17 protein-coding genes are annotated in these 23,357 nt (G+C 69.7%); 10 read left to right on the top strand and 7 right to left on the bottom strand.

Translation table 11 applies throughout. From position 1 onward, the window contains the following. Positions 1-302 precede the first annotated feature (302 nt). Positions 303-1,148, bottom strand: a complete 846-nt coding sequence (locus AIIKEEIJ_RS10305; protein WP_338020934.1) for an alpha/beta fold hydrolase — start codon at positions 1,146-1,148, stop codon at positions 303-305. A 117-nt stretch (positions 1,149-1,265) separates the two neighbouring features. Here AIIKEEIJ_RS10305 and AIIKEEIJ_RS10300 point away from each other — a divergent pair, with 117 nt between their 5' ends. After that, complete coding sequence (locus AIIKEEIJ_RS10300; protein WP_161995590.1) at positions 1,266-2,240, top strand: helix-turn-helix domain-containing protein; 975 nt, start codon at positions 1,266-1,268, stop codon at positions 2,238-2,240. 15 nt (positions 2,241-2,255) lie between these two features. Here the strand turns inward: AIIKEEIJ_RS10300 and AIIKEEIJ_RS10295 are convergent, their stop codons facing one another. Continuing rightward, entirely contained in the window at positions 2,256-2,924 is a 669-nt protein-coding gene (locus tag AIIKEEIJ_RS10295; RefSeq protein ID WP_006943771.1) for a TetR/AcrR family transcriptional regulator, read from the bottom strand. A gap of 23 nt (positions 2,925-2,947) precedes the next feature. Here AIIKEEIJ_RS10295 and treZ point away from each other — a divergent pair, with 23 nt between their 5' ends. Continuing rightward, a complete protein-coding gene (treZ, locus tag AIIKEEIJ_RS10290; protein ID WP_161995589.1) occupies positions 2,948-4,759 on the top strand; it encodes a malto-oligosyltrehalose trehalohydrolase in 1,812 nt (603 codons plus the stop codon). Positions 4,760-4,823: 64 nt separating this feature from the next. Here treZ and AIIKEEIJ_RS10285 read toward each other — a convergent pair whose 3' ends face one another. Continuing rightward, the gene (locus AIIKEEIJ_RS10285) at positions 4,824-6,347 is read right to left on the bottom strand and encodes an MFS transporter (RefSeq protein ID WP_161995588.1); all 1,524 of its coding nucleotides are present in this window, start codon (positions 6,345-6,347) and stop codon (positions 4,824-4,826) included. A gap of 94 nt (positions 6,348-6,441) precedes the next feature. On the opposite strand from AIIKEEIJ_RS10285, the gene AIIKEEIJ_RS10280 reads away from it, so the two are divergent. Continuing rightward, positions 6,442-6,978: a TetR family transcriptional regulator gene (locus AIIKEEIJ_RS10280; RefSeq protein WP_161995587.1), complete on the top strand. Its 537-nt coding sequence runs from the start codon at positions 6,442-6,444 to the stop codon at positions 6,976-6,978. 135 nt (positions 6,979-7,113) lie between these two features. On the opposite strand, the gene ilvA is transcribed toward AIIKEEIJ_RS10280, so the two are convergent. The 3 genes from ilvA to AIIKEEIJ_RS33650 form a co-directional block, all read right to left on the bottom strand. Beyond that, positions 7,114-8,436, bottom strand: coding sequence for a threonine ammonia-lyase IlvA (gene ilvA / locus AIIKEEIJ_RS10275; protein WP_037200948.1), 1,323 nt, complete (start codon positions 8,434-8,436; stop codon positions 7,114-7,116). Positions 8,437-8,551: 115 nt separating this feature from the next. Beyond that, entirely contained in the window at positions 8,552-8,986 is a 435-nt protein-coding gene (locus AIIKEEIJ_RS10270; RefSeq protein WP_006943762.1) for a nitroreductase family deazaflavin-dependent oxidoreductase, read from the bottom strand. A 55-nt stretch (positions 8,987-9,041) separates the two neighbouring features. Then, a complete protein-coding gene (locus tag AIIKEEIJ_RS33650; RefSeq protein WP_255326746.1) occupies positions 9,042-9,173 on the bottom strand; it encodes a hypothetical protein in 132 nt (43 codons plus the stop codon). Positions 9,174-10,649: 1,476 nt separating this feature from the next. Between AIIKEEIJ_RS33650 and AIIKEEIJ_RS10265 the strand changes: the two genes are divergently transcribed. From AIIKEEIJ_RS10265 to AIIKEEIJ_RS10235, 7 genes are all read left to right on the top strand, one after another. Beyond that, on the top strand, positions 10,650-12,323 hold the full coding sequence (locus AIIKEEIJ_RS10265) for a thiamine pyrophosphate-binding protein (RefSeq protein ID WP_065922498.1): 1,674 nt from the start codon (positions 10,650-10,652) through the stop codon (positions 12,321-12,323). Positions 12,324-12,343: 20 nt separating this feature from the next. Beyond that, positions 12,344-13,000 (top strand): SRPBCC family protein, encoded by a 657-nt coding sequence (locus AIIKEEIJ_RS10260; protein WP_161995586.1) that lies wholly within the window; start codon positions 12,344-12,346, stop codon positions 12,998-13,000. 2 nt (positions 13,001-13,002) lie between these two features. Continuing rightward, the gene (locus tag AIIKEEIJ_RS10255) at positions 13,003-14,058 is read left to right on the top strand and encodes a 3-oxoacyl-ACP synthase III family protein (protein ID WP_029544146.1); all 1,056 of its coding nucleotides are present in this window, start codon (positions 13,003-13,005) and stop codon (positions 14,056-14,058) included. Next, complete coding sequence (locus AIIKEEIJ_RS10250) at positions 14,055-15,086, top strand: aminotransferase class I/II-fold pyridoxal phosphate-dependent enzyme (protein ID WP_161995585.1); 1,032 nt, start codon at positions 14,055-14,057, stop codon at positions 15,084-15,086. The genes AIIKEEIJ_RS10255 and AIIKEEIJ_RS10250 overlap by 4 nt, the downstream gene beginning before the upstream one ends. Before the next feature lie 10 nt (positions 15,087-15,096). Further along, a complete protein-coding gene (locus AIIKEEIJ_RS10245) occupies positions 15,097-16,497 on the top strand; it encodes a cytochrome P450 (protein ID WP_161995584.1) in 1,401 nt (466 codons plus the stop codon). A gap of 73 nt (positions 16,498-16,570) precedes the next feature. Further along, on the top strand, positions 16,571-18,946 hold the full coding sequence (locus tag AIIKEEIJ_RS10240; RefSeq protein ID WP_238406293.1) for an MMPL family transporter: 2,376 nt from the start codon (positions 16,571-16,573) through the stop codon (positions 18,944-18,946). A gap of 875 nt (positions 18,947-19,821) precedes the next feature. Beyond that, the gene (locus AIIKEEIJ_RS10235; RefSeq protein WP_006943743.1) at positions 19,822-20,106 is read left to right on the top strand and encodes a chorismate mutase; all 285 of its coding nucleotides are present in this window, start codon (positions 19,822-19,824) and stop codon (positions 20,104-20,106) included. Positions 20,107-20,874: 768 nt separating this feature from the next. On the opposite strand, the gene AIIKEEIJ_RS10230 is transcribed toward AIIKEEIJ_RS10235, so the two are convergent. Next, positions 20,875-23,223 carry a LuxR C-terminal-related transcriptional regulator gene (locus AIIKEEIJ_RS10230; RefSeq protein ID WP_238406292.1) on the bottom strand — a complete coding sequence of 783 codons (2,349 nt, stop codon included), beginning with the start codon at positions 23,221-23,223 and terminating at the stop codon, positions 20,875-20,877. Positions 23,224-23,357: the final 134 nt, after the last annotated feature.

Raw genomic sequence — 23,357 nt, 5'->3', positions numbered from 1 at the left:
CCCGACCGCACGAGGTAGACGTTGGCCTCGGTCAGGCCGCGGCCGGCCCCGAGCCGGTACACGCCCGCGGCGACCTCTTCCGGATGCGGCCCGTTCCGGGCGGTCGTTCCCGAGCCCGTGCCCGCCGCGGTGCGCCCGCGCCGGGAGGGCGCCCCGTCTTCGGTGCAATTCTCGGACGCGAGGAACCGCGCGGACCTGGTTCGGTAAATTCCATTTTTCCGTAGGCCGTGGATTCCACATACCCGGTGCGCCGGTCTCCGCGGCGCACGCTGGGGCGCCACCCCGGCTGCCGCGGCGCGCCGTCACCCGCCGGATCGGTCCCGCCAGGCCGGGGCGAAGTGCTCCGAGAGATGCCTCGCGACCTCGTCCGGTTGCTCGAGCGCCACGGAGTGCCCCGCGGCGTCGACCGTGACGTGCCGGCCTCCCGCGGCGTCGGCGATGTTCACCGACGAGATCGGCGGCGGGTAGGCGTGGTCCTCGCGGCCGGCGACGGCGAGGACCGGCACGCGGCAGCCGGCCAACTCCTCGACGATCCGTCCGCGGTGGATGACGCCGTGGGCCGCGTCTCCGATGCGCGGCCCGAGCCGGGCGATCGCCGCGCGCCAGGTGCTCGTCATCGCGCTCTCCTGAGCGAGGCTCGAATCGCCGAACATGATGTACATGATCGTGTCGACGACGTCGGCCGTGCCGTGCTCGGTGAGGTGGCCGACCAGCGGAGCGAACTCGTCGAGCTTGTACTCCTCCTCCGCCGACGAGCCGAGTGCGGCGGCCGTGCGGAGCAGTTCGGGCCGTCGCGCGGCGAGCCGCAGCGCGACGAATCCGCCGAGGGAATTCCCCACGACGTGACAGGGTGCGAGATCGAGATGCTCGATCAGGGCCGCGGCGTCCTCGGCGAGAACGTCGACCGCCAGTTCGTCCCGCGCAGCCGGGGCGCTCTCACCCTGCCCACGATGGTCGTAGGCGACCACCCGGTACCCGTCGTCGGCGAATTTCTGCACGAGCGCGTCGAACATCGTGTGATCGAAGAAGAGCGAGTGGCTGAACACGATCGGCACCCCGTCGCGCGGACCGACGTCGACGAAGGCGAGTTCCGTCCCGTTGACCGATGCTCGAAGCATGAGAAACCTCCTGGATCCGGGCCACCGCACCGCGCTGTGGCGCTCGTCACTACACTGCCGACGAGCGTAGGGAGCGGTCCGGTCGCAGCACTCGTCGATCCGCGCAGGACCCTGCCCGTCCCGCGCACGGCCGGTGAGGAGGTCACGGTGACAGCGGACTACCAGGTGCAGTTCACGACGACCCGCCGCGTGCCGCAGCGCGACCGCGCCGAGTTCTGGACCGACCACGTGCGGTTCAACCACGGCACCCTGGACTACTTCTTCCCCGCTCCGGGCGAGCGGTCGCCGGCCGACTTCGCCGGCGCCACGCACGTGCAGCGCTGCGGGAATCACCAGCTCGTCGAGTTCTGGTCCGATCGGATCACCTACGCGCGGACCGCGCGGCACGTCCGGGCGGACGACGACCGGAGCATGCGACTGTTCGTGCCGAAATCCGGCACCCTCACCGTCGCGCACGACGGGGTCACGCTGCCGGTGCCGGTCGGCCGCGCGGCCCTCGTGTCGATGGCCCGCCCCTTCGAGCTGCTCCATCGCGCGCAGACCCGGGCGTGGGTGCTCACCGTGCCCGAAGGGTGCCTGCCCGACCGTGCCGTCGCCGACGGGCCGAGCGTGCTCGACCTGCGCCGCGGCGTCGCGTCGGTGGCGGAGACGATGACGCGGGCGCTGGCCCGGGAACGGAAGTCGTTGTCCGGTCCCGCATTCGTCACGATCAGCGCGCGGGTGATCGAACTCGTGGCCGTCGCCCTGGCCGACCTGCGCGACGGCATCCGCCCGGGCGGCCTGGAGGCGGTGGCCGCGGCCGCCCGGGCCTACGTCGACGAACGTTCGGACGATCCTGACCTGACACCGGCGTCGATCGCGCGCGACCTGGGCTGGTCGCTGCGGCAGCTCCAGCTCGCGTTGCGGACGGCTGGCACCACGCCCGCCGAACTGCTCCGCAACCGGCGGCTGGACCGCGCCCGCAGCCGCCTCGAGGACCCACGCTGGAGCGCGGTCGCCGTGGGCGACATCGCGTTCGCCTCCGGCTTCGGATCGCTCAGCGCGTTCGGGACGGCGTTCCGTGCCCGCTTCGGGACCACCCCGCGGGCGGTGCGCGTCCCGGCCCCGGCGGCCTGGCCGTGAGGAGGCGGCACCGGCTCAGCGCAGCAGCGTCGCCCGCAGGGTCGCCGTGAGCCACGCCCGGTACTCGTCCACGTCCCAGCCGCAGTCGCGGCGCAGCAGCGCATGCACCTGCGGAGAACCCAGCGTGTAGAGCACGTGCGCCGCGTGATCGACGCTCACGTCGTCGCGCAGCAGCCCGTGCCGGTGCAGCCCGACCGCGATCGTGCGCGCGTTGTCCGCGGTGGCGCGGGCGTCCTCGTCGGCGAACCGGCGCATGTCCGGGTCCGCGCCCGACGACTCGACCGAGGTCATCAGCAGCCCGCCGGCCCGCTCGAGCAGGTCCGCGCCGTAACGGACCACCTGCTCGACGATGCGTTCGGCGTCCGATCCCGCCGGGCCGGAGGCGACCCGCCCCGGGCGCGAACGCTCGGCCGGAGCCGGATCGTCGCCGGCCGAGTCCGCGGACCCGCCCGCGACCGCGGCGTCGAGCGCCTCCCGGAACAGTTCGGACTTGCCGCCGGGGAACGCCGTGAAGACGGTTCGCACGGCGACCCCGGCCGTCTCCGCGATCTGCTTGACCGTGGTGCTGACGTACCCGCGATCGACGAAGAGCCGGGCGGCAGCGTCGACGACGGTCGCCCGGGTACGGCGCGCGGCCTCCTCGCGCAGCGGCGAACTGTAGGTCCTCTTGGCATGCTGGGACATCGATCTCAGCGTATCAGCATCGGTTGCATCGAAACTGCAACAGATTTCGGAGGCCTGCAGGCGCGACGACGACCGGGCATGCTGGTCGGGTGCATACCTTCGAGGTCTGGGCTCCGACCCCGCAATCCGTCCGGCTCCGCGTCGACGGCACGGACCACCCCATGCGCCGGGACGACGGCGGCTGGTGGCGCGCCGAGGTCGACGCCTCCCCCGGTGCCCGCTACGGGTACGTCCTCGACGACGACGAGACCGTGCTGCCCGACCCGCGCTCGCCGCGGCAACCCGACGGCGTGCACGGCCTGTCCCAGCTGCACTCGCTCGACGAGAGCGCCTGGACCGACGCGTCCTGGACCGGTCGGCAACTCGCCGGCGGAGTGGTCTACGAGCTGCACGTGGGCACCTTCACCGATGGCGGCACCTTCGACGCGGCCGTCGACCGCCTCGACGACCTCGTCGAGCTCGGGGTGGACCTCGTCGAGCTGATGCCGGTCAACGCCTACAACGGCACCCGCGGCTGGGGCTACGACGGGGTGCTCTGGTATGCGGTGCACGAGCCGTACGGCGGCCCGGACGGCCTGCAGCGCTTCGTGGACGCCGCCCACGCCCGCGGCCTCGGGGTGATCCTGGACGTGGTCTACAACCATCTCGGACCGTCCGGCAACTACCTGGACCGCTACGGCCCGTACCTGTCCGGCGGGCAGGGCACGTGGGGCGCATCGGTCAACCTCGACGGGCCGGACTCCGGCGAGGTGCGCCGCTACATCCTCGACAATGCCCTGCGGTGGATGCGGGACTTCCATATCGACGGGCTGCGCCTGGACGCGGTGCACGCACTGGTCGACCACACCGCCGTGCACCTGCTCGAGGAACTGGCCGTCGCGACGTACCGGATGTCCGCGCACCTCGGCCGGCCGCTGAGCCTGATCGCCGAGAGCGACCTGAACGATCCGAAGACGATCTCGCCCCGCGCCGCCGGCGGCTACGGCCTGCAGGCGCAGTGGGACGACGACATCCACCACGCCGTGCACGCCGCCGTCTCCGGCGAACGACAGGGCTACTACGGCGATTTCGGTTCGCTCGACTGTCTCGCCCGCACCCTGCGGCACGGGTTCTTCCACGCCGGGACCTATTCGAGCTTCCGCGGGCGCACGCACGGGCGCCCGCTCGACGTCGGGCGCATCCCGGCGAGCGCCCTGCTCGCCTACACGTGCACCCACGACCAGGTGGGTAACCGGGCGATCGGCGACCGGCCCGGTCACTACCTCGACCACGGTCAGCTCGCCGTCAAGGCCGCGCTGGTGCTCACCTCCCCCTTCACGCCGATGTTGTTCATGGGCGAGGAGTGGGACGCGAGTTCACCGTTCCAGTACTTCACCTCCCACCCGGAACCAGAGCTGGCCCGGGCCACCGCCGAGGGACGCCGGCGCGAGTTCTCCGAGCACGGATGGGACGCCGAGGACGTGCCCGACCCTCAGGATCCGGAGACGTTCCGGCGGTCGACGCTGAACTGGGCCGAGCGCGCCGAGCCTGGCCACGCGCGGGTGCTCGACTGCTACCGGCAGCTGCTGGCGCTGCGCCGCGAACGCGCCGAGCTGACCGATCCGTGGCTCGAGCACCTGCACGTCGACTACGACGAGGACGAGCGCTGGATCGTGATGCACCGCGGCGGCCTTCATGTGGCGTGCAACCTCGGGCCCGACCCGGTGACCGTGCCCTTCGGTGGTGCTCCCCTGGTGTGGTGGGAGCCGGTTGTGGTCAACCGGACCGGGTCCGCGACGCTCGTGCCGGGGCACTCGTTCGTCGTGCTCGACTCTGCCGTCACACCGCGGGTCTGAGGCCGCGCAGGGTCACCGCAGGCCGGAGGCCGCACAGGGTCACCGCAGCCGGAGGCGCACAGGATCACCGCCGGCGGAGCATGCGCAGGGTCAGCGCGGCGGTGGCCGCCAGGATCACCGCCGTGGCGGCCGCGGCCCCGTGCGTGCCGGCGACGAACGCGTCCCGCGCCGACTCGAGCAGGGCCTCGGCCTCCGCCGCCGGGAGTCGTCCGGCCGCGGCCACCGCGCCGCCGAGGATGTCGAACTCGTGGCCGGAGCCCGGAATCCCGAGCCGGGAACGGTAGACGGCCGTGACGACGCTGCCGAGCACCGCCACCCCCAGCGCGACACCGAGTTCGTACGCCGTCTCCGACACCGCCGACGCGGCGCCGGCCCGGTCCGCCGGGGCGGCCCCGACCACCAGGTCGATGGTGAGGGTCAGCGCGACGCCGACCCCCACGCCGATGAGGGTGAAGCCGACGACGAACAACCCCGCCCCGCGGGTGGTGCCGAGAGCCAGCAACAGCGCCGCACCCACGGCCGCGATGGCCAGAGCACCCGACAGGACGGTCCCGACGGGCAGGCGCCGCACGAGCCATGCCGCTCCGAGCGAGGACAGAGCGCTGGTCGCGGTCCCGGGGAGCATCAGCAGACCCGCCTGTAGAGGTCCGATCCCGAGCACCAGCTGCAGATACTGCGACCCGAAGAACAACACCCCGGCGAGGGCGAAGATCGCCAGCAGATTCGTCAGTACGGCCGCGGAGAACTCGCGCCGCCGGAACAGAGTGAGATCGAGCAGCGGGTTCTTCGCGACCCGCTGACGGTGCACGAACGCCGCGGCGGCCGTCAGACCGCCGCCCAGCGCGACCAGCGCGGCGGCATGCGGGCCGTGCAGCGCCGTTTCCTTGACCGCGTAGACGATCGGAACCACGGCCAGCAGCGACAGCGCGGCCCCCGGCAAGTCGAAGCGGCCCGGGTGCGGATCCCGCGATTCCGGGACGAGGAACGGCCCGGCGAGGACGAGCACCGCCATGATCGGCAGGTTGATCAGGAAGACCGACCCCCACCAGAAGTGTTCGAGCAGCCAGCCGCCCACGAGCGGGCCGAGCGCGGCGCCGCCGCCGGCCATCGCGCCCCACACGCCGATGGCGACGGTCCGCTCCCGCGGGTCGGTGAACATGTGCCGGATGAGCCCCAGGGTCGCGGGCATGAGGGTGGCGCCGGAGATTCCCTGCAATGCACGCGCCAGGATCAGCATCTCGGGGCTCACCGCCCACGCCGCGACGGCCGAGGCCGCGGCGAAGCCGACGGCGCCGACCAGCAGGAGCCGGCGACGGCCGACGCGGTCGCCGAGCACGCCCATCGTCACGAGCAGGCCGGCGACGGCGAACGAGTACACGTCGATGATCCACAGCAGCTGCACCCCGCTCGGGGCCAGATCGGCACTGAGGAAGGGCAGGGCGAGGTCGAGAACGGTCGCGTCGACCGCGATCAGCAACACGGCACAGGCGAGTACCACCAGCCCCGCCCAGGTGCGCACACCCGCGGGCGCAGGCCCGGTCCCCGCGTCCGCCGGGCGGAGCCCCGGCATCTGCCCGGTGTTCGTCATCCGTCTTCCCTCCACACTGAACCGTCCAGCCGGTACAGAAATACGGTAGCACCGACCGTCCGGACGGTACAAAGACAATCGGTAGAATCGGCCCATGGCCTCCGACACCCGCGACCGCATCCTCGACGCCCTCGAACGCACCCTCGTCGACGTGGGGGTCGCCCAGGTGACGCTCGAGGGCGTCGCGGCCGCCGCGGGCGTCTCGAAAGGCGGCCTGCTGTACCACTTTCCGACCAAGGAGTCGATGCTCGCCGCGATGGTGCGGCGCCTCGGCGAACGGGGCGACGCCCGGCTCGCCGATGCCGTCGCCGGCGGCACCCCGGTCGCGGAGTGGTATCTCGCCGATCCGGACGAGACCGGCGACGCCGCGGAGATGGCCCTGTTCCGGTCCACGGTGGCGGCGCTGCGCAGTGCCGACGGCCAGCACGACGACGTGCAGCGCGCGGTGGTCGAGGTGATGCGCTCGTGGGACGAGGGCCTGCGCGCCGAGATCGACGATCCCGTCACCGCCGAGATCGTGCGCCTCGTGGGCGACGGCATCTACCTCGGTGCGATGCTCGGCCTCCCGAAGCCCGATCCGGAACTGCACAGCCAGGTGGTCGCCCGCCTGCTCGGCTCCGCACACCCCTGATCGCCGGAACCGCCGCCACACCCGCACCGATCGGAATCACCCGGGCGGCGCACGCGGTTCACGGGCGCCGGCACACACCGGACGGGCGGGCCCGGCGGGGACAACACACCTCCCCCGCCGGGAATCCCGTGCGGCTCAGGTGAGATAACGGTAGGCTGGCGAGCCCGGCTCGAGCCGCTGCGCCTCGATCGGCGAGGCCGACATGCGCGCCAGCAGCGGCGACAGGCCGTCCGCCGCCCCGAGTTCGATGCCGACCAGCGCCGCCCCGAATTCCCGGTTGTTGCGCTTGACGTACTCGAACAGCGTGATGTCGTCGTCGGGTCCGAGCACCTCGTCGAGGAACCGCCGCAACGCACCCGGCTCCTGGGGGAAGTCCACCAGGAAGTAGTGCTTGAGGCCGCGGTGCACGAGGGAGCGCTCGATGATTTCCCCGTAGCGGGAGACGTCGTTGTTGCCCCCCGAGATCAGGCACACCACCGTCGAGCCCGGCGCGATGGTCAACCCCTCGAGAGCAGCGACGGACAGCGCGCCCGCGGGCTCGGCGATGATGCCCTCGTTCTGGTACAGATCCAGCATCGCGGTGCACACTGCACCCTCGTCGACCTGGGTCATCCCGAACGGCCCGGTGCCCAGACCGTCGTTGCGGAGCGCCGCGACCAGCGGCAGGTTCGCGTGGGAGACGATCTCGGCGCCGAGCCGGGAGACCACCGCGTAGGGCACGTCGCCGACCCGCTTGACGGCGGCACCGTCGACGAACGGATCCACCTCGGGCAGGGTCACCGGTCCGCCCGCGACGAGGGCCGCGGTCATCGACGCCGCGCCGGCCGGTTCCACCCCGACGATGGAGGTGGACGGCGACTTCTCGTGCAGGTACGCCGCGATGCCGGCCAGACAACCGCCACCGCCGACCGGAACCAGCACCAGGTCCGGCGCCGCGGGGAGCTGGTCGAGCACCTCGCGGGCGATGGTCCCCTGCCCCGCCGCGGTGCGCGCGTCGTCGAACGGCGCGACCATCGTCGCGCCGGTACGCGCGACGTCCTCGGCGGCGGCGGCCGCCGCCGCGTCGAACGTGTCGCCCGTGGGGATGAGTTCGACGAAGGCACCGCCGTGCGCACGGATGCGGTCCCGCTTCTGCTTCGGGGTCCGGGTGGGCACGTAGATCCGGCCCATCACCCCCATCGCCCGGCAGGCGTAGGCCACACCCTGCGCGTGATTGCCGGCGCTGGCCGTCACCACACCCGCCTCGCGTTCGGCGGGAGAGAGCTGCGCCATGACGTTGTATGCGCCGCGCAGCTTGTAGGAGCGGACGCGGGTGAGGTCCTCGCGCTTGAGATAGACGTTCGCGCCGGTGAGGACGGAGAGCCGCTCGCTGTGCTCGAGCGGGGTGGGCGCGACCACCGCCGAAATTCGCTCCGCCGCGGCCTCGATGTCGGCCACGCTCAGGGCGGGCAGGTGCATCGGATCGGCGGCTCGCGAGGTAGTGGTCACCTACCTATGCTGCCACTGCCCGCCCGGAACCCCCAACGCGGGTTTCGTCACCCCGCCGGCCACACCCGGCTCCCGCGCTCGCGCGTCAGCGCGGTTCCAGGATCAGGAGCGGGATCTCCCGGTCCGTCTTCTTCTGGTACTCCGCGTAATCGGGGAAGGCCTCGACCGCGCGCCGCCACCACAGATCCTTCTCCTCGCCGTGGACCTCGCGGGCGGTCATGTCCCGGACCGTCGGCCCGTCGCGCAGTTCGACGTGCGGGTCCGCCAGGACGTTGTAGTACCAGACCGGATGCTTCGGGGCACCGCCGAGGGAGGCGACCACCGCGTAGACGCCGTCGTGCTCGACCCGCATCAGCGGGGTCTTGCGCAGCTTGCCGGTCCTCGCTCCGCGGCTGGTCAGCACGACGACGGGCCGGCCGTTCAGGGTCGTGCCCTCGGTACCGCCGGAACTCTCGTACAGCGCCACCTGGTCGGCGGCCCACTGGGACGGACTCGGTTCGTATTCTCCGGTGAGAGGCATGGCCCCGATTCGACCACGCCCGGCCGCCCCTCGCTGCCAAAACACGGCTCATCTGTCAAACCACCAGCGAAAAAGGGTCGCCAGGCAACCGACGTGCATTCAACGTCTCGACCAGCCGCCGGATCACTGGCTTCGGCTCGGACTCCCGATGCAGCCGCAACGCGCGTTCACGCAGCTGGCTGGGCACTTCCACATTCTCACGTGTATGGGTGCCAGAATATGATTAGCGTGACTAATTATCGGTTACATTGGCAGTTCGGGGCGTGGACACTCGAGAAGGACCGGTCTTGCTGTATTCGCCGAAGCGCGTCTGCCGGCCGGTCGGCCGCGACGATCGCGCCGACGGCAAGACGAAAGGATGCTGGTCCGAGTCCGTCACAACGGTGGCAAACGTACTGATCGCATGGAAGCCCAACGGTTTCATTCCGGGGTGTCCGCGCACCGCCGCGCCTACCTGCGCAAAGGATGCAGGTGCGGGCCTCGACCTCACCGACCACGCGGTTGACCGGCGCCGGGGTGGGGCGACAGTCAACCAGGTCGAACCAGTCCGAGAGGGCCTCGAGCAGCCAGGGGTGTCGAGCAGACCGCCGACCAGCAGGACGGGCAGTCCTCCCGCCTCCAACGGTGGGGCCGTAACTCCTCGGACCAGGTTGTGTGCCTGCTGCCGCTGCCGAAGGGCACGTGCCTCCTCGTACAGGGGCACGTGCAGCGCGGTGGCGAACCGGTCGGCCGCACGCAACAGATCAACAGCCATGTGATAACTCTTGCGTGGATGACCTCGGTCACTCGACGGGGAAATCCCTCGAACTCGCCGTCCACCCGCTCCGATCGGGGACAACCCGGCGCGTCCGGTCCAGGGTTTTCCCCGTCGCCGGTCACCGTGCCCGTGCCGAATGCTGTTCTACGTCAACCATTCGTGGCCGCGGCTCATCACCCGCCCGGCGCACACTGCGAGGGAGAACACCTTGACCAAGAACGTGTGTCGTGCAGCGGTGGCCGCCCCCAAGGCGATCCATCCCGTCAGGCTCGGCCCGCTTGCTCCCGCATCCGCGTCGATGTTCAGGGTGCCGGTCGTGGGCGGGTCGTGGGCGCGGCACTGTCACGTCGAGCGCCCACCTATCGGGAATCGGCAGGTCAGGTAGTCGACTACTCGTTACCGCCGCAGGACGAAATGCGAGGCCTTCTGCACGGATGCTCTCCCCAGACCCGATATGGGACTTGCGAGTGCGTCGCAGGATGTGCCGATGAAGTGAGGGCGTCATGACCGCAGACGCAGCGATCGCCGAAGCCACGGGACGGTTCACCTCCGCCCGGCGCCGAAGCGGCTCGTCCGGCAGCGTGTCCGCCGTCGTCCGGTCCGGCCGCTGACTGCACGGTTCGTCCTGTCCCCACCCGTGGCATTTCCTCTCGGGGTAGAGATTTGCAACCTGGGGTGCCTACTGGGGGCAGCGGCGCCGGCACATTGTGGTAGGCGATCAGCTGCGCACCAGGCGGAGCGCAACGATGCAGGGATTCCGGGTAGGCCCGGCGCTCCCGAACCTGACCCCAGCCCCTACGTGTGGGGTCCCAAGGGCACCCGTGACGGTGACCCGATCGGGCCAGACCTCACCACATCGGGAAGCGACAAGAAGAGCAGGGACCGAAGTCCCGGGAGGAGCACGGCATGGTAACGAGCGGTCGAAGTCATGGACGCGAACAGCGGCGGGTCGTCGACTACCTGGTCGATGCGGTGGCCGCGCTGGGCGTGCGGAACATCTTCGGGGTGGACGGCGCCAACATCGAGGACCTCTACGACGCGGTCTTCGATGCCGACGTGGATGTGACCGGGGTGGTTGCCAAGCACGAGTTCTCCGCGGCCACCATGGCCGACGGGTACGCACGCTCGTCGAGTGGGCTCGGTGTTGTCGCCGCCACCTCGGGTGGTGGCGCGATGAACCTGGTCGCCGGACTGGCCGAGTCCTACACCTCGCGGGTGCCGGTGCTGGCCCTGGTCGGTCAGCCCCCGACCACGTTGGAGGGCGGCGGGGCGTTCCAGGATTCCAGCGGCCGGGCGGGTTCGATCGACGCTGCGCGGTTGTTCTTCGAGATCTCCCGCTACTGCGCGCGGGTCGAGCGGCCCGAGGACATCGCCGAGCACCTGGAGCGGGCGGTGTCCGCGGCGCTGTGCGGTGGGCCTGCGGTATTGCTGTTGCCCAAGGATGTTCAGCAGGCCACCGTTACGGGGCCCCGGTTCACCCCGCCGACCCGCCGGGTGGTTCGCGATCACATCGGGCTGGCCCGGGTCGCCGAGATGATCGCCGCGGCCCGGCGGACCGGCAAGATCGTGCTCATCGTCGGCGATCAGGTGGCGCGCAACGATGCCCGCGCGCAGGTGCGGGCGTTGGCCGTCGCGTTGGACGCGGCGGTCGGGGTGGCACCGGATGCGAAGGATTGCTACGCCGCCGACGAGCATGGATTCTGCGGTGTGGCAGGCATAATGGGCCACGCCGAACTCGTCGACGCCGTGCAGCAGGCGGCGTTGTGCCTGCTGGTGGGCACCCGGATGCCGATGACCGCACGAGCCGGGCTCGACGGTGCGCTGGCCGGAGTGCCGGTGGCCAGCATCGGCGCCGAACCACCCTATGCGCCCACGGTGCACGCGGTGAGCATGGACCTCGGGTCGACACTGGACGAGCTCACGGCGCTGTTCGACGTCGACGGCGTACCGGAACCGGCAGGCCCGCAGGCCCTGACGACGCTGGAGGTACCCGACTCCTCGGGTCCGGGGCTGCGCTACCGCGAGGCCGTGGAGGCGATCACAGCGATGCTGCCGGCGGGAGCGGACGTGTTCGCCGACGCCGGGAACACGGGCGCATCGGTGGTGCATCATCTTTCGGTGCCCCGCGGCGGGCGGTTCGTGGTTGCCCTCGGGATGGGCGGCATGGGCTACAGCTTCGGCGCGGGGATCGGCTCGGCGTTCGCGCGGAACAGAAGGACGTTCGTGATCGCCGGGGACGGCGCGTTCTTCATGCACGGCCTGGAGATGCACACCGCGATCGAGCACGACCTGCCGGTGACATTCATCGTGTTCAACAACAACGCGCACGCGATGTGCGTGACCCGCGAGCAACTGTTCTACCGCGATCGATACAGCTTCAACCGATTCCGGCCGGCCCTGCTCGGCGAGGGGATCGCGGCGATGTTCCCGACGCTGCCGGCATTCGCCGCGCGAAGTGTCGGCGAGCTGACCGACGCGCTGGCACGCAGCGCGCACACCGAAGGCCCGTCGTTCGTAGCGGTGGACTGCGATCCCGACGAGATACCACCGTTCCTGCCGTTCCTGACCAGCCCCCGATAAAGAACCGAAGGAGAGAAATCGTGACCATCAGTCTTCCCGCTCTGAGCGACATCGCCGAGGATCTGATCCCGGGTGTGCTGCGGATCGAAAATTCCGACAAGGAGGCCACCACACCGATCATCGTGGACATGCTGCGGTCGGTGTACCCGCACGACCAGGTGTTCGGTCAGTTCTGCCCGGTCAACGCCTACATCGCGGCGCCGCCGCGTGAGGTGTACGAGTACCTTGCGGACACCCGGTGTCTGGAGGAGTGGACCTACAGCCTGCGCGGGTTCACCGAGACCGACGAGCCCGGGCTGTGGCTCTCCTACGACCGACTCGGCGACCAGACGAAATGCTATGTGCGCACCGTCGCGAACCCCGACGCGATGACGGTGGACTACCACTGCGCGTGGGACCAGGGCCGACACCTGTGGATGATCTATCTGATGCGGGTGGTCGATGCGCAGGTGGTGCTCAACAAGCCCGGATCGGTGGTGCTGTGGACCAACTGCCGCCACCCGTTCTACGACGAGAACCCTTACCCGGAGACGGCACCGGCGAACCGCCCGGTGTGGGTCGGCGACTTCTGGGACATGTTCTCCGCCGGACATCAGTTGGAGATGGACAACCTCAAGGCCATCTGCGAGTACCGCGCCACCCACGGTCTGCCGATCAAGCCGGAATGGATGAGATGAGCATGACAGTGCACGCACCGATGACAGCGGCCCGGCCCACGGTCAGCCTGGTCGACGTCGCCAGCTATCTACCGGAGAATCGGGTTCCCACCGAATATTTCACTCAGTTCTCCCGCTCGGACCGGATGGCGAAGAACGTCATGTTCCGCTCGCCGAAGTATCGGCACCACGTGGCCCGTGACGAGACTGCGGTGGACATGGTGGAGCGGGCGGTGGCCCCGCTGATCGACAGGCACGGCGCGGACACGATTTCGAACGTGGATGTGCTGCTCACCCACACCCAGCTGCCCGACAACCCGGTGCTCGGCTGCGGCCCGGAGGTGGCCCGCCGGTTGGGATTGCGCCCGGACTGGGTGATCGACGTGCACAACGGCGGCTGCGCGTCGTTCGTGCACATGATGGCGCTGGCCCGGACCATCCTGCAGAGCTCCGATGCGACCACGGCGCTGGTCGCCACGACCCAGAACAGTGCGGGACAGGTCTTCACCCAGAGCGAGATCCGAGGGTTGGCGCATGCCTCGGTCCCCGGCGACGGCTGCGGGGTCGGCCTGTTGACCAAATCCGACGACGCCCCGATCCTGGGCATCGAATGCCGCACCTATCCGGAGTTCGGTGGGGACATGACCTTCGAGGGAGTTCCGGTCTCCGATCGCAAGTACTGGGAGCCGGGCCTCGGGCAGGTCTGCGTGGGGTTCACCGAGTCCAAGATCACCAAGGTGTTCGCCCGCGGCAACCGGCTGGTGCCGGAGGTGGCGCTGGCGGTCTGCGATCGGATCGGCGTGCAATCCGCCGAGGTCGACACCTTCGTCACCAACCAACCCAACCGGCTGTTCCTGCGGAACTGGCGCGAGGCCATGCAGCTGACCCCGGAGCAGCACCCGGACACCTTCGACGAGTGCGGAAACCTGTTCGGCGCCGGCATTCCGGTGACGCTGGATACCGCCAACCGGGACGGGCGCATCGGCAACGGGTCACTGGTGGTGCTGGCCGGATTCGCCCACGCCGGCGACTTCGCCGGTGCGGCCGCCGTCCGATGGGGAGCGGGGCCGACGCCATGACCGGCGAGATCGCGGAGGCGACGACACCGTCGGCGGGGAGCGGCGTGACCAGGCCGGTGCCCCACTTCGAGCTCGGGCTGAGCGAGAACCCGTTCCCGCCGTTGCCGTCGGTGCTGGCGGCGCTGTACGAACAGATGGCCCGGGCGAATCGATATCCGGAGTTTCTGCCGCAGCGGCTTCCCCGGATCATCGCCGACCGGGTCGGTGTGGACCCGGAGCAGGTGGCGGTCGGTTCGGGCGCGACGGGGGTGGCGATGCAGATCATGCAGGCCGTGCTGCGAAGCGGCGAAACCATGGTGTTCGCGAACCCGACGTTCGACGGTTATCCGATCATGGCCGACATGTTGGGCGTGGAAGCGGTGGCGGTGCCGCTCGATCATGGTGGTCGCCAGGATCTGTGTGCGATGGGCGAGGCGGTCGACGACCGGACCGGGCTGGTGGTGGTGTGCCGGCCGCACAACCCCACCGGCACCCTGGTCTCCGCGGCCGACCTGGAGGTGTTCCTGTCCTCGATTCCGCCGCAGGTGGTGGTGATCCTCGACGAGGCCTACGTCGAGTTCATCGACGCCGCCGACGCGGTCGATGTGCTCGGCCTCATTCGCCGCTACCCCAATATGCTGGTGCTGCGGACGTTTTCGAAGGCATTCGGGCTGGCCGGGCTGCGCATCGGGTACGTATTCGGAGGGCGGGAGCTGGTGGCGCGGGTGCGGCGCCGGCAGCTGCCGTTCGGGATGAGTTGCGCGGCGGTGGCGGCGGTGACCGCCTCCTATGCGGCGGAGGACGAGCTGCAAGCCCGGGTCGCGCGGATCACCGCCGAACGCGAACTCTTGTGGGTGGCGTTGCGGCAGAACGGGGTGCATGTTCCCCGCAGCCATGCCAACTTCCTCTACCTGAACGGGTCGCGCATCGCACCGGCGCTGCAGCGCGCCGGCATCGTGGCAAAACCCTACGCCGACGGCAGCGCCCGCATCGCGGTGGGCGATCCCGCCGCCGGCCGCGCGGTGCTGCGGGCACTGCAGGCGATCTGAGGGCCGCGGTATGTCGACGATGTTGCCGCGTGCCTCGCAGTTACGTGCGGCCGGGCGCGGTGCTGTTCGCACGCTCACCGCCGGGGCCGATCCCGATCGCTATTTTCGGTGGCGGCGCGACCGCGACGGTGACCCGTTCGAGGTCCGGTTTCCCGGCTTCACGCCGATCCTGTTCACCGGACATCCCGAGGGTGCCCGAGATATCTTCCGTGCGCCCGTCGATCTGGTCGAGCCCCCGACACCGAATCCGATCGCGCCGCTGGTCGGGGACGCGTCGCTGATCTTGATATCCGGAGAGCGGCACCGCCGGGAACGGAAATTGTTGACACCACCGTTCCACGGGGAGCGGATGCGGGCATACGGCGAGATCATCCGCGATTCGACCCTCGATGAGATCGCCGACTGGACTCCGGGACGCATCGTCGACTCGCGGTCTGCCCTTCGGGCCATCACCCTGCGCGTGATCCTGGAGGCGGTGTTCGGGCTCACCGGCACCGACCGCCCGGCCGAATACATCCGGGTGGTCGCCGATTTCCTCGCCGCCTACACCGGCCCGCTGATGTTGGTTCCACCGCTGCGCCGCGGTGTGTTCGGACACGCGCCCTGGGATCGGTTCGTCCGCGCCCGCGACGAATTCGATGCGTTGCTGACCGAGGACATCGAGCGCCGGCGCGCGGAGCCCGAGGACGGCCGGGTGGACATCCTGAGCATGCTGCTCGCCGCGACCTACGAAGACGGGTCGCGGATCGACGACGGCGAGCTGCGCGAGGAACTCCGCACATTGCTGGTGGCCGGGCACGAGACCACCGCGACCTCGGTGTGCTGGGCGTTGTTCCATCTGCACCGCCACCCTCAGGTCCGCGAGCGGGTGATAGCCGAGGTGCGGGACCTGGGCGCGACGGCGGCGCCCGAGGACCTCGCTCGGTTGCCGTACCTGGACGCGGTGTGCCACGAGACGCTGCGGTTGCACCCGCCGGTGCCGATCGTGCTGCGCCGGCTGACCGGGCCGCTGCACGTGCGCGGCGTCCCGGTAGCCGCGGGCGCAACGGTCGGTATCGCCCTGCCGCTCCTGCATTCGCATCCGGATGTCTGGGAACGACCCGACCGGTTCGATCCGGAGCGTTTCGTCGGGCGGCACTACAGTCCGTTCGAATTCGCGCCGTACGGCGGCGCGCATCGACGGTGCATCGGGTTCGCCCTGGCGGAGTACGAGATGCCGATCGTGCTGGCGACCATCCTGTCGCGGGTCCGGCTGGCTCTGCCGGAGCGGGCCCTACGCCGGCCGCCGCCGGTGTCGGTCCCACACAACATCGCGACCGGGCCGCGAAGGCCGATCATGTTCGAAGTGTTGGGCCCGCGGCACCAGGACGACCGTTCGGGCGGGTCGTCGGTCCCGCACGGTCCGGGGTGATGTCGAGCACAGCGGCGCTCGGCGTTCCGGGCGGGGATGAATCCGATTGCCGACGATCGAGAGCAGGATCGAGATGAGCACCACCACCGACGGCTACCCGGCCGGGCCCGGGTCGCAACGCCCTCGCCATGGTGCAGACTGCGGCGCTCACGGCGGCGCCGGTGAACGCGACGACGAGCCGCGACACGCGGCATCGGAGGAACAACAGCTCACCACCGCGCACGGCAAACGATCGGGAAGGAGCGACGACGTCATGCTGACACGGCTCGCCACCCTCATCGTCGACCGTCCCCGCCGGGTTCTCGCCGGCGCCCTGGCCTTCCTGGTGCTCGCCGGTGTGTTCGGCACGGGTGTCTCCGCCGAGCTGAAGGTCGGCGGTTTCGACGACCCCGGCTCGGAATCGTCTCTGGCCGAGGCCTTCCTCGACGAGCGCTTCGGCGGCTCCACACCCAACCTGGTGTTGCAGGTCACCGCCCGCGCCGGCGATGTGAACAGCCCCGAGGTGATGGCCGCGGCGCAGCGGCTCGAGCGGCGGATCGCGGCGGAGCCGGAGGTGACCGAGGTCGGCTCCTACTGGACCACGCGGCTGCCGGATCTGCGCAGCACCGACGGCCGGTCCGGGCTGGTGCTGCTGCACGTCGGCGGCACCGCGGAACAGGCCGCCCGGCACACCACGACGATCCTCGCGGAGCTGCCCGAGGACCCGGCGGTGCGGGTGGCGGCCGGGGGCAAGCTGGGGCTGACCGACGCCCTCGAGACCCACGTGGCGCAGGACCTGAAGCTGGCCGAATCGATCGCGCTGCCCGCGACGCTGCTGCTGCTGATCATCGTGTTCGGCAGCGTGGTGGCCGCGCTGCTGCCGCTGAGCCTGGGCGTGGCCTCGATTCTGGCGACGATGCTGGTGCTGTTCGTGCTGGCCCAGGTCACCGACGTGTCCGTCTATGCGCTGACCGTGGCCACGGCATTCGGGCTCGGCCTCGCCATCGACTTCGGGCTGCTGCTGGTGTCCCGGTTCCGCGAGGAGCGGGCCGCCGGGCATCCACCACGGGAAGCGGTGATCGAGTCGGTCGCGACGGCCGGCCGCACCATCCTGTTCAGCGCGGCCACCGTGACGGTGGCGATGGGCGGGATGCTCGTGTTCCCCATCTACTTCCTGCGGTCGGTCGGGTTCGCGGCGATGGCGGTGGTGGTGACGGCGGCCGTGAGCGCAGTGGTGGTGCTGCCGGCGATTCTGGCACTGCTCGGTGGGCGAATCGACTCGTTGGCGGTGCGGCGCCGACGCGACCGGCTGGCGGCGGATTCGCCGTTCTGGCGTCGCACCGCGGCGGCGGTGACGCGCCGACCGGTGCGCGCCGCGCTGCCGGTGCTGATGCTGTTGCTGCTGATGGGCCTTCCGGTCCTGCACGCCCGGTTCGCGACCCCGGACGAGCGAGCGCTGCCGGTCGATTCGGCCGCGCGTCAGGTCACCACCGCGATCCGGGACGACTATGCCGCCGACAGCTCGGACGCGGCGATCTTGGTGGCGCGCAACGACGCGGCGGCGCTCGAGCGGGTGGCCCGCGAGGTGTCCGCGCTCGACGAGGTGGCCCGGGTGGACGGCGCCTTCGGCCGCTACCAACACGGGATGCTGGTGGCCGGTCCGGGACCGCAGAGCGCGCGCTTCACCGCCGACGATGCCGGGTACGTGCTGGTCGAACCGACGGTGGACGCGCAATCGGAACCGGCCCAGGACCTGGTGCACGAGATCCGGGCGCTGCCGGCGGTGGCCGAGAACCGCGTTGCCGTCGGCGGCCCGACGGCGACGCTGATCGACAGCAATTCCGCGATCGCCGGCCGTCTGCCGTCGGCACTCGCACTGCTGGCCGTGTCGACCTTCGTGCTGTTGTTCCTATTCACCGGAAGCATGATCGTGCCGATCAAGGCGCTGCTGCTCAACGTGTTCGTGCTCATCGCGGTGATCGGCGCGATGGTGTGGCTGTTCCAGGACGGGCACCTGGCCGCGATCACCGGCGTGACGCCCGCACCGCTGAACATCGGCATGGTGGTGCTGCTGTGCTGCATCGCGTTCAGCCTGTCGGTGGACTACGAGATCTTCCTGCTCAGCCGGATCAAGGAGGCGCGCGACGGCGGGGCGGACACCACCGAGGCGACCATCGAGGGCCTGGGGAGCGTCGGGCGGATCGTGAGCAGCGCGGCCGCCCTGCTCACCGTGACCTTGCTGTCCTTCTCGACCGGACTGTCGTTCATGCAGATGTTCGGGATCGGCACTGCGCTCGCCGTACTGATGGACGCCACACTGGTGCGCGGTGTGCTGGTGCCGGCGTTCATGCGGGTGGCCGGCGAGTTCAACTGGTGGGCACCGGGACCGCTGCGCCGACTGCACGCGCGGATCGGGGTGCGCGAGTCCCCGAGGTCGTCCGCTCCCGCAGGGTCGCGGCCAGGCAGCTGAACGTTCGGGTCGGCTGCGGCGTGCACGGGCTGCGCCACCAGCGGGGACTGTCCAGCGGCAGCGTGCCGAACAGCGTCCCCATCACGATGGTCCAGGCTGTCCCTGTGCCGCCGCGGGATTTCGCAGGCCGGGCACGCGAGCCGGGAGGACAGCGCGGTGGCGACCTGGTGTTCGACCACGGTGTCCTGCACCGCGGCGAACAGGTGCTCGGCCCAAACATCGCGGTCGAGGGTTTTCCCCGTCGCCGGTCACCGTGCCCATGCCGAATGATGTTCTCCACGTCAACCACTCGTGCCGGGTGCAACACCCGCCGAAACACACCACGAGAAGAACACCTTGAACAAGAAAGTGTTTCGCGCAGCGATGGCCGTTCCCGAGGCGATCCATCCCGTCAGGCTCGGCCCGCTTGCTCCCGCATCCGCGCCGTTGTTCAGCGTGCCGGTCGTGGGCGCCGTCCCGCCCGACGTGGCGAGGTTGCCGCGGAAACAAGAGTCGGCTACTCGTTACCGCCACGCGGTGAAGTGCGACGGCTTCGTCAAGGATGCTCTCCCCATACCCGATATGAGACCGGCAAGTACGTCGCAGAATGCGCCGATGAAGCGAGGCCTTCATGATCGAGGACGCAGCGATCACCGAAGCCACGAGACGGTTCACCCCCGGCTCGTCGCCGAACAGGCTCGCCCGGCAACGTGCCCGCCATCGCCCGGTCCGGCCGCCGACTGCACGATCCGTCCCGTCCCCACCCGTGACCCTTTCCCTCGGTGTGGAGATTTGCAGCCGTCGGTACTTCGTGGAATCCATAGTGTCGGTCTCGGTTCCACGGTGAACCGCCGACAACCACCGACCTGATACGCGATAGTTGCCAGGAGCTGGAGATGAACCCACTTGCGTTCCCCCAATCGGACGAGCGATCGATCACAATCGAGTTCGACGAGCTGCACAACGAGATCGACCACATCGACGCGGAAATTCTCGCGGCGGTCGTCCGGCGCACGGAACTCTCTCGGAGAGTTGCCGCGGTCGAGCGGGCCTGCGGCGTCACCGGCACCCCGTACAAGCGCGACCTCGCGGTGATCCACCGCTTCGGAGTGCTCGGTAAGGAAGGCCACTCGCTCGGCAGCCTGCTGATCCGGCTGGCGCATCCGCGCAACCACCGCTGAACTTGCCACCCCAAACCCGACAAGAGGAGGACTTCCGATGAGAAACATCCGACTCAGAAACATCCGACGTGCCGGGTCGGTGGCAGCGGCAGCGGCGCTCGGTCTGCTGGCAGTCGGCACTGCGTCCGCGACCCCGCCGGTCGCCACACCCGAACCCGGCGGGGTCATCCGCATGGACCTGGCACCAGGGGAAACGTGGGAGTGCGAGGGATGGAGTCTCGAGCCGCCGTACCTACAAGTGGTCCCGGACTTCTACAAATTCGAGACTGGACCGAACCCGATCTTCTTCCGATACACACCCGGTACCCGAGCGTTCATCCAGTGCATCGGCACGGGTGCACCGTACTACTACGTCGGCCCAATCGTGACCGCCATCCCATAAGTTCGCGCACGCACTGTCAGCTTCGCTGATGGCCGGCTGCAGCGGATGATCTCGCCGCTCGTGCTCATCGATGTCCTCGATGAGCACGAGGCCCGGTTCTTCGGCCAGATCGGTGCCGCCGCCCTCGCGACCTACCAGCCCGGTACCGCAGGAACGGTGAGAGCGGCGCCCCTGCCCGAGGTGGCTGACGAGCTGACCGAGTGGGGTGTCTCGAGAAGGACGAGGTCCGTGCAGGTCGAAGGGCCGGAGCCGGTAGCGCGAAGCCGGGGCCGTCCCCCGCCTGGAATCGGGTGCTGTCCCGGCAACCGCGTCGCCAGGGGAGGCAGTCGAAGCGCCCTTGACGACGACCACGGGCGGGGTGGATCGCGTACAGCGCCCGGCGGTGATCACACGCAGTCCTTCACGCTGTCCCGGAAGGAGTTGGCGAGCTGCGTCCGGGAGCGGACACCAACCTTGCGATAAACCCGTCCCAGGTGCATCTCGATCGTCTTGACACTGAGGAACAGCTGCGTGGCGATCTCACGGTTCGTGCCACCGTTTGCAGCAAGCTGGGCCACCTCCAACTCCTGTGCGGTGAGCGCGTCGGCAACGCTTCCACTTCGCGCCTTGGCTGGTTGCCCGGCGGCGGTGAGTTCGGTGGCCGCCCGCGCCGCCCACAGGCGGGCCCCAATGCGCTCGAACCCGTCGAGTGAGCAACGAAGATGCTCGCGCGCGTCGCGCCGACGACCCGCCCGACGGAGCCGTTCGCCATAGCACAATCGCGTGCGGGCCGCATCGAACGGCGACGGGCACCGAGCGTGGAAGGCGAGTGCCCGCGAAAAGAACTCGTCGTAATCCCCATCGCCAGCTACCAACGCCATAGCCCGCCAGATCAAAGCACTGAGCGCCGGAGGCAGCGTCAATCCTGCGAATCCCCCCAGCTGATCTCGCATTGTGGCGCTGATGTCCGCACCGACCCGAACGTAAGCCTCGATGAGATCCAGGGACGAGACTCGCACCACCATCGGGTCGCGTACATCCGGCTCCGGGCCTCGATTGACCTCTTCGAGGTATGGAATCGCCCGATCGGGTCGGTTCAGGCTCAGCTCGAGCAGGCCCAATCCCTCCAGCGCCACGTGATGCATCACGCCCAAGCGGGTGACCTCACGCTGTCGCAGCGATTCCGCAGCATGAGCACGGCAGGACTGTTCGTCACCAACTTGCGCTTCGAGCAGCGCAAGGCAGCCCAGCGCCGGACACAGCGTGAAGACGTCACCGATACCGGCCGCCAGTTCGGCCGCCTCCGCGGCCGCGGACCGGCCCGACTGCAGCCGTCCTCGCCTACTGTCGGCGAGCGCTGCAACATGCAGCGCCAGCGGTAGATGGCCCAGCGCGCCGCTGCGCCGTAGCTGATGAAGCAACGGATCGAGGAACCCCCGCGGATCGATCTCCTCGCCGTACCAGGTCACACCACTGAGCGCGCCGACAAGGACCCACTCGAGGTCGGGCTCACCTGCCGCAGGCTTCCGGGTCGACGCGGCCGCCTCCCGCATCCACCGCATGCCGTCCGACTCCTGGCCCATCAGTGTCAGAGCGTTCCCGATGACGGTCTTGCTCAGGAGTTGGGTGTTTCCGTCGGCCGGGGAAGCTGAGTGGGCGGCCTCCCGCGCGAGCGCACAGGCGCCCGCGGGATCACCCGCTGCCAGCGCTCCAATGGCAGCCGTGGCCCGCAACGAGGCCGCCCGCGCGGGGTCTACCTCGCTGACCGCAACCGCGCCGGCCTGCCACACCATGCGGGCGACGCTGGCCCGTCCCGTGTGAAGTTCAATTCGACCGCGCATGTCCGCGATGTCGGCATGCAGGACGGGATCGACCGTGTACTCTTCGGACTTCCTCAGCAGTCGCAGCGCAGTGTCAAGCTGTCCCGCGGAGTGCGCCGCGTTCGCGGCGGCACAGAATCGGCGCGCCTTCGAGGGGCCGTCCCTGGAGAGTTCAGCGGCGCGCTCGAGCGCCAGAGCGGCGCCGGCATAGCCGCTGCGTCTCAGCGCATGGTCTGCAGCCTGTTCGAGGGCTCGAGCGGCGGCCTCGTCAGGCCCCAGAGCGGCCTCGGCGAGGTGCCAGGCCCGGCGTTCCGCCTGTGACGGCGCCGTCATGACGGAGGCAACAGTTCGGTGGAGTGCCCGTAATTGGCCCGGTGTCAGATTGGTCAGTACGGCAGTACGCAGCAACGGGTGCACGAAATGAACATCGGCGACCTCGACGGCGACCAGCCCCTTGTTCTCGAGCGATTCCAGCGCGGCACAATCTCCAGGTTCCGCCGCCAGCGCGGCGAGCACCACCTCGAGGCCATCACCGGCGGCGACCGCGGTGATGCGGAGCGCGTGCAGCGATGCACGGTCGAGGGCGGAGATGCGCGGGCCGAAGATGCGTGATGCGGCGTTCTCCGCCGAGAATGGCGCTCGGAGCGGGTCGGTGCCGGTCAGCTCAGCGCGGGTGAGGGTGCCGCTGACCTCATGCAATGCCAGTGGGTTGCCTCCGAGTTCCGCGGTAAGCGCGCGCACGACCTCCTCGGCGGGTGCAGCCGCGAATCGGGCGGTGAGCAACTCCGCGGCGGAATCCTCGTCGAGCGCGCCGATGTTCAGCTGCTCGATGTCCGCGAAGCCTCCGACGTCGCGCGTGGCGATCAACAGCACGAGTCCCTCGGCCCGCAGTCGGCGTGCAGTGAAGGCGAGTGCCTCGGCGGTGGAGACATCCAACCATTGCGTTGCGAGGATTCAGTGCCATCCAATCTGAAGTATTGCACGTAAGAGGTGTCTCTCCTGGAAATTACGAGTACTTCCTGAGAGAGATTGAGAGTGTATTTCAAGCACCGGGACTTGCTGATTTGGAG

The sequence above is a fragment of the Rhodococcus sp. YH1 genome, assembly GCF_009939605.1.
Lineage (GTDB): Bacteria > Actinomycetota > Actinomycetes > Mycobacteriales > Mycobacteriaceae > Rhodococcus > Rhodococcus aetherivorans.
Note: the sequence above shows the minus strand (reverse complement) of the source record. Positions and strands in the feature narration are given on the sequence as shown.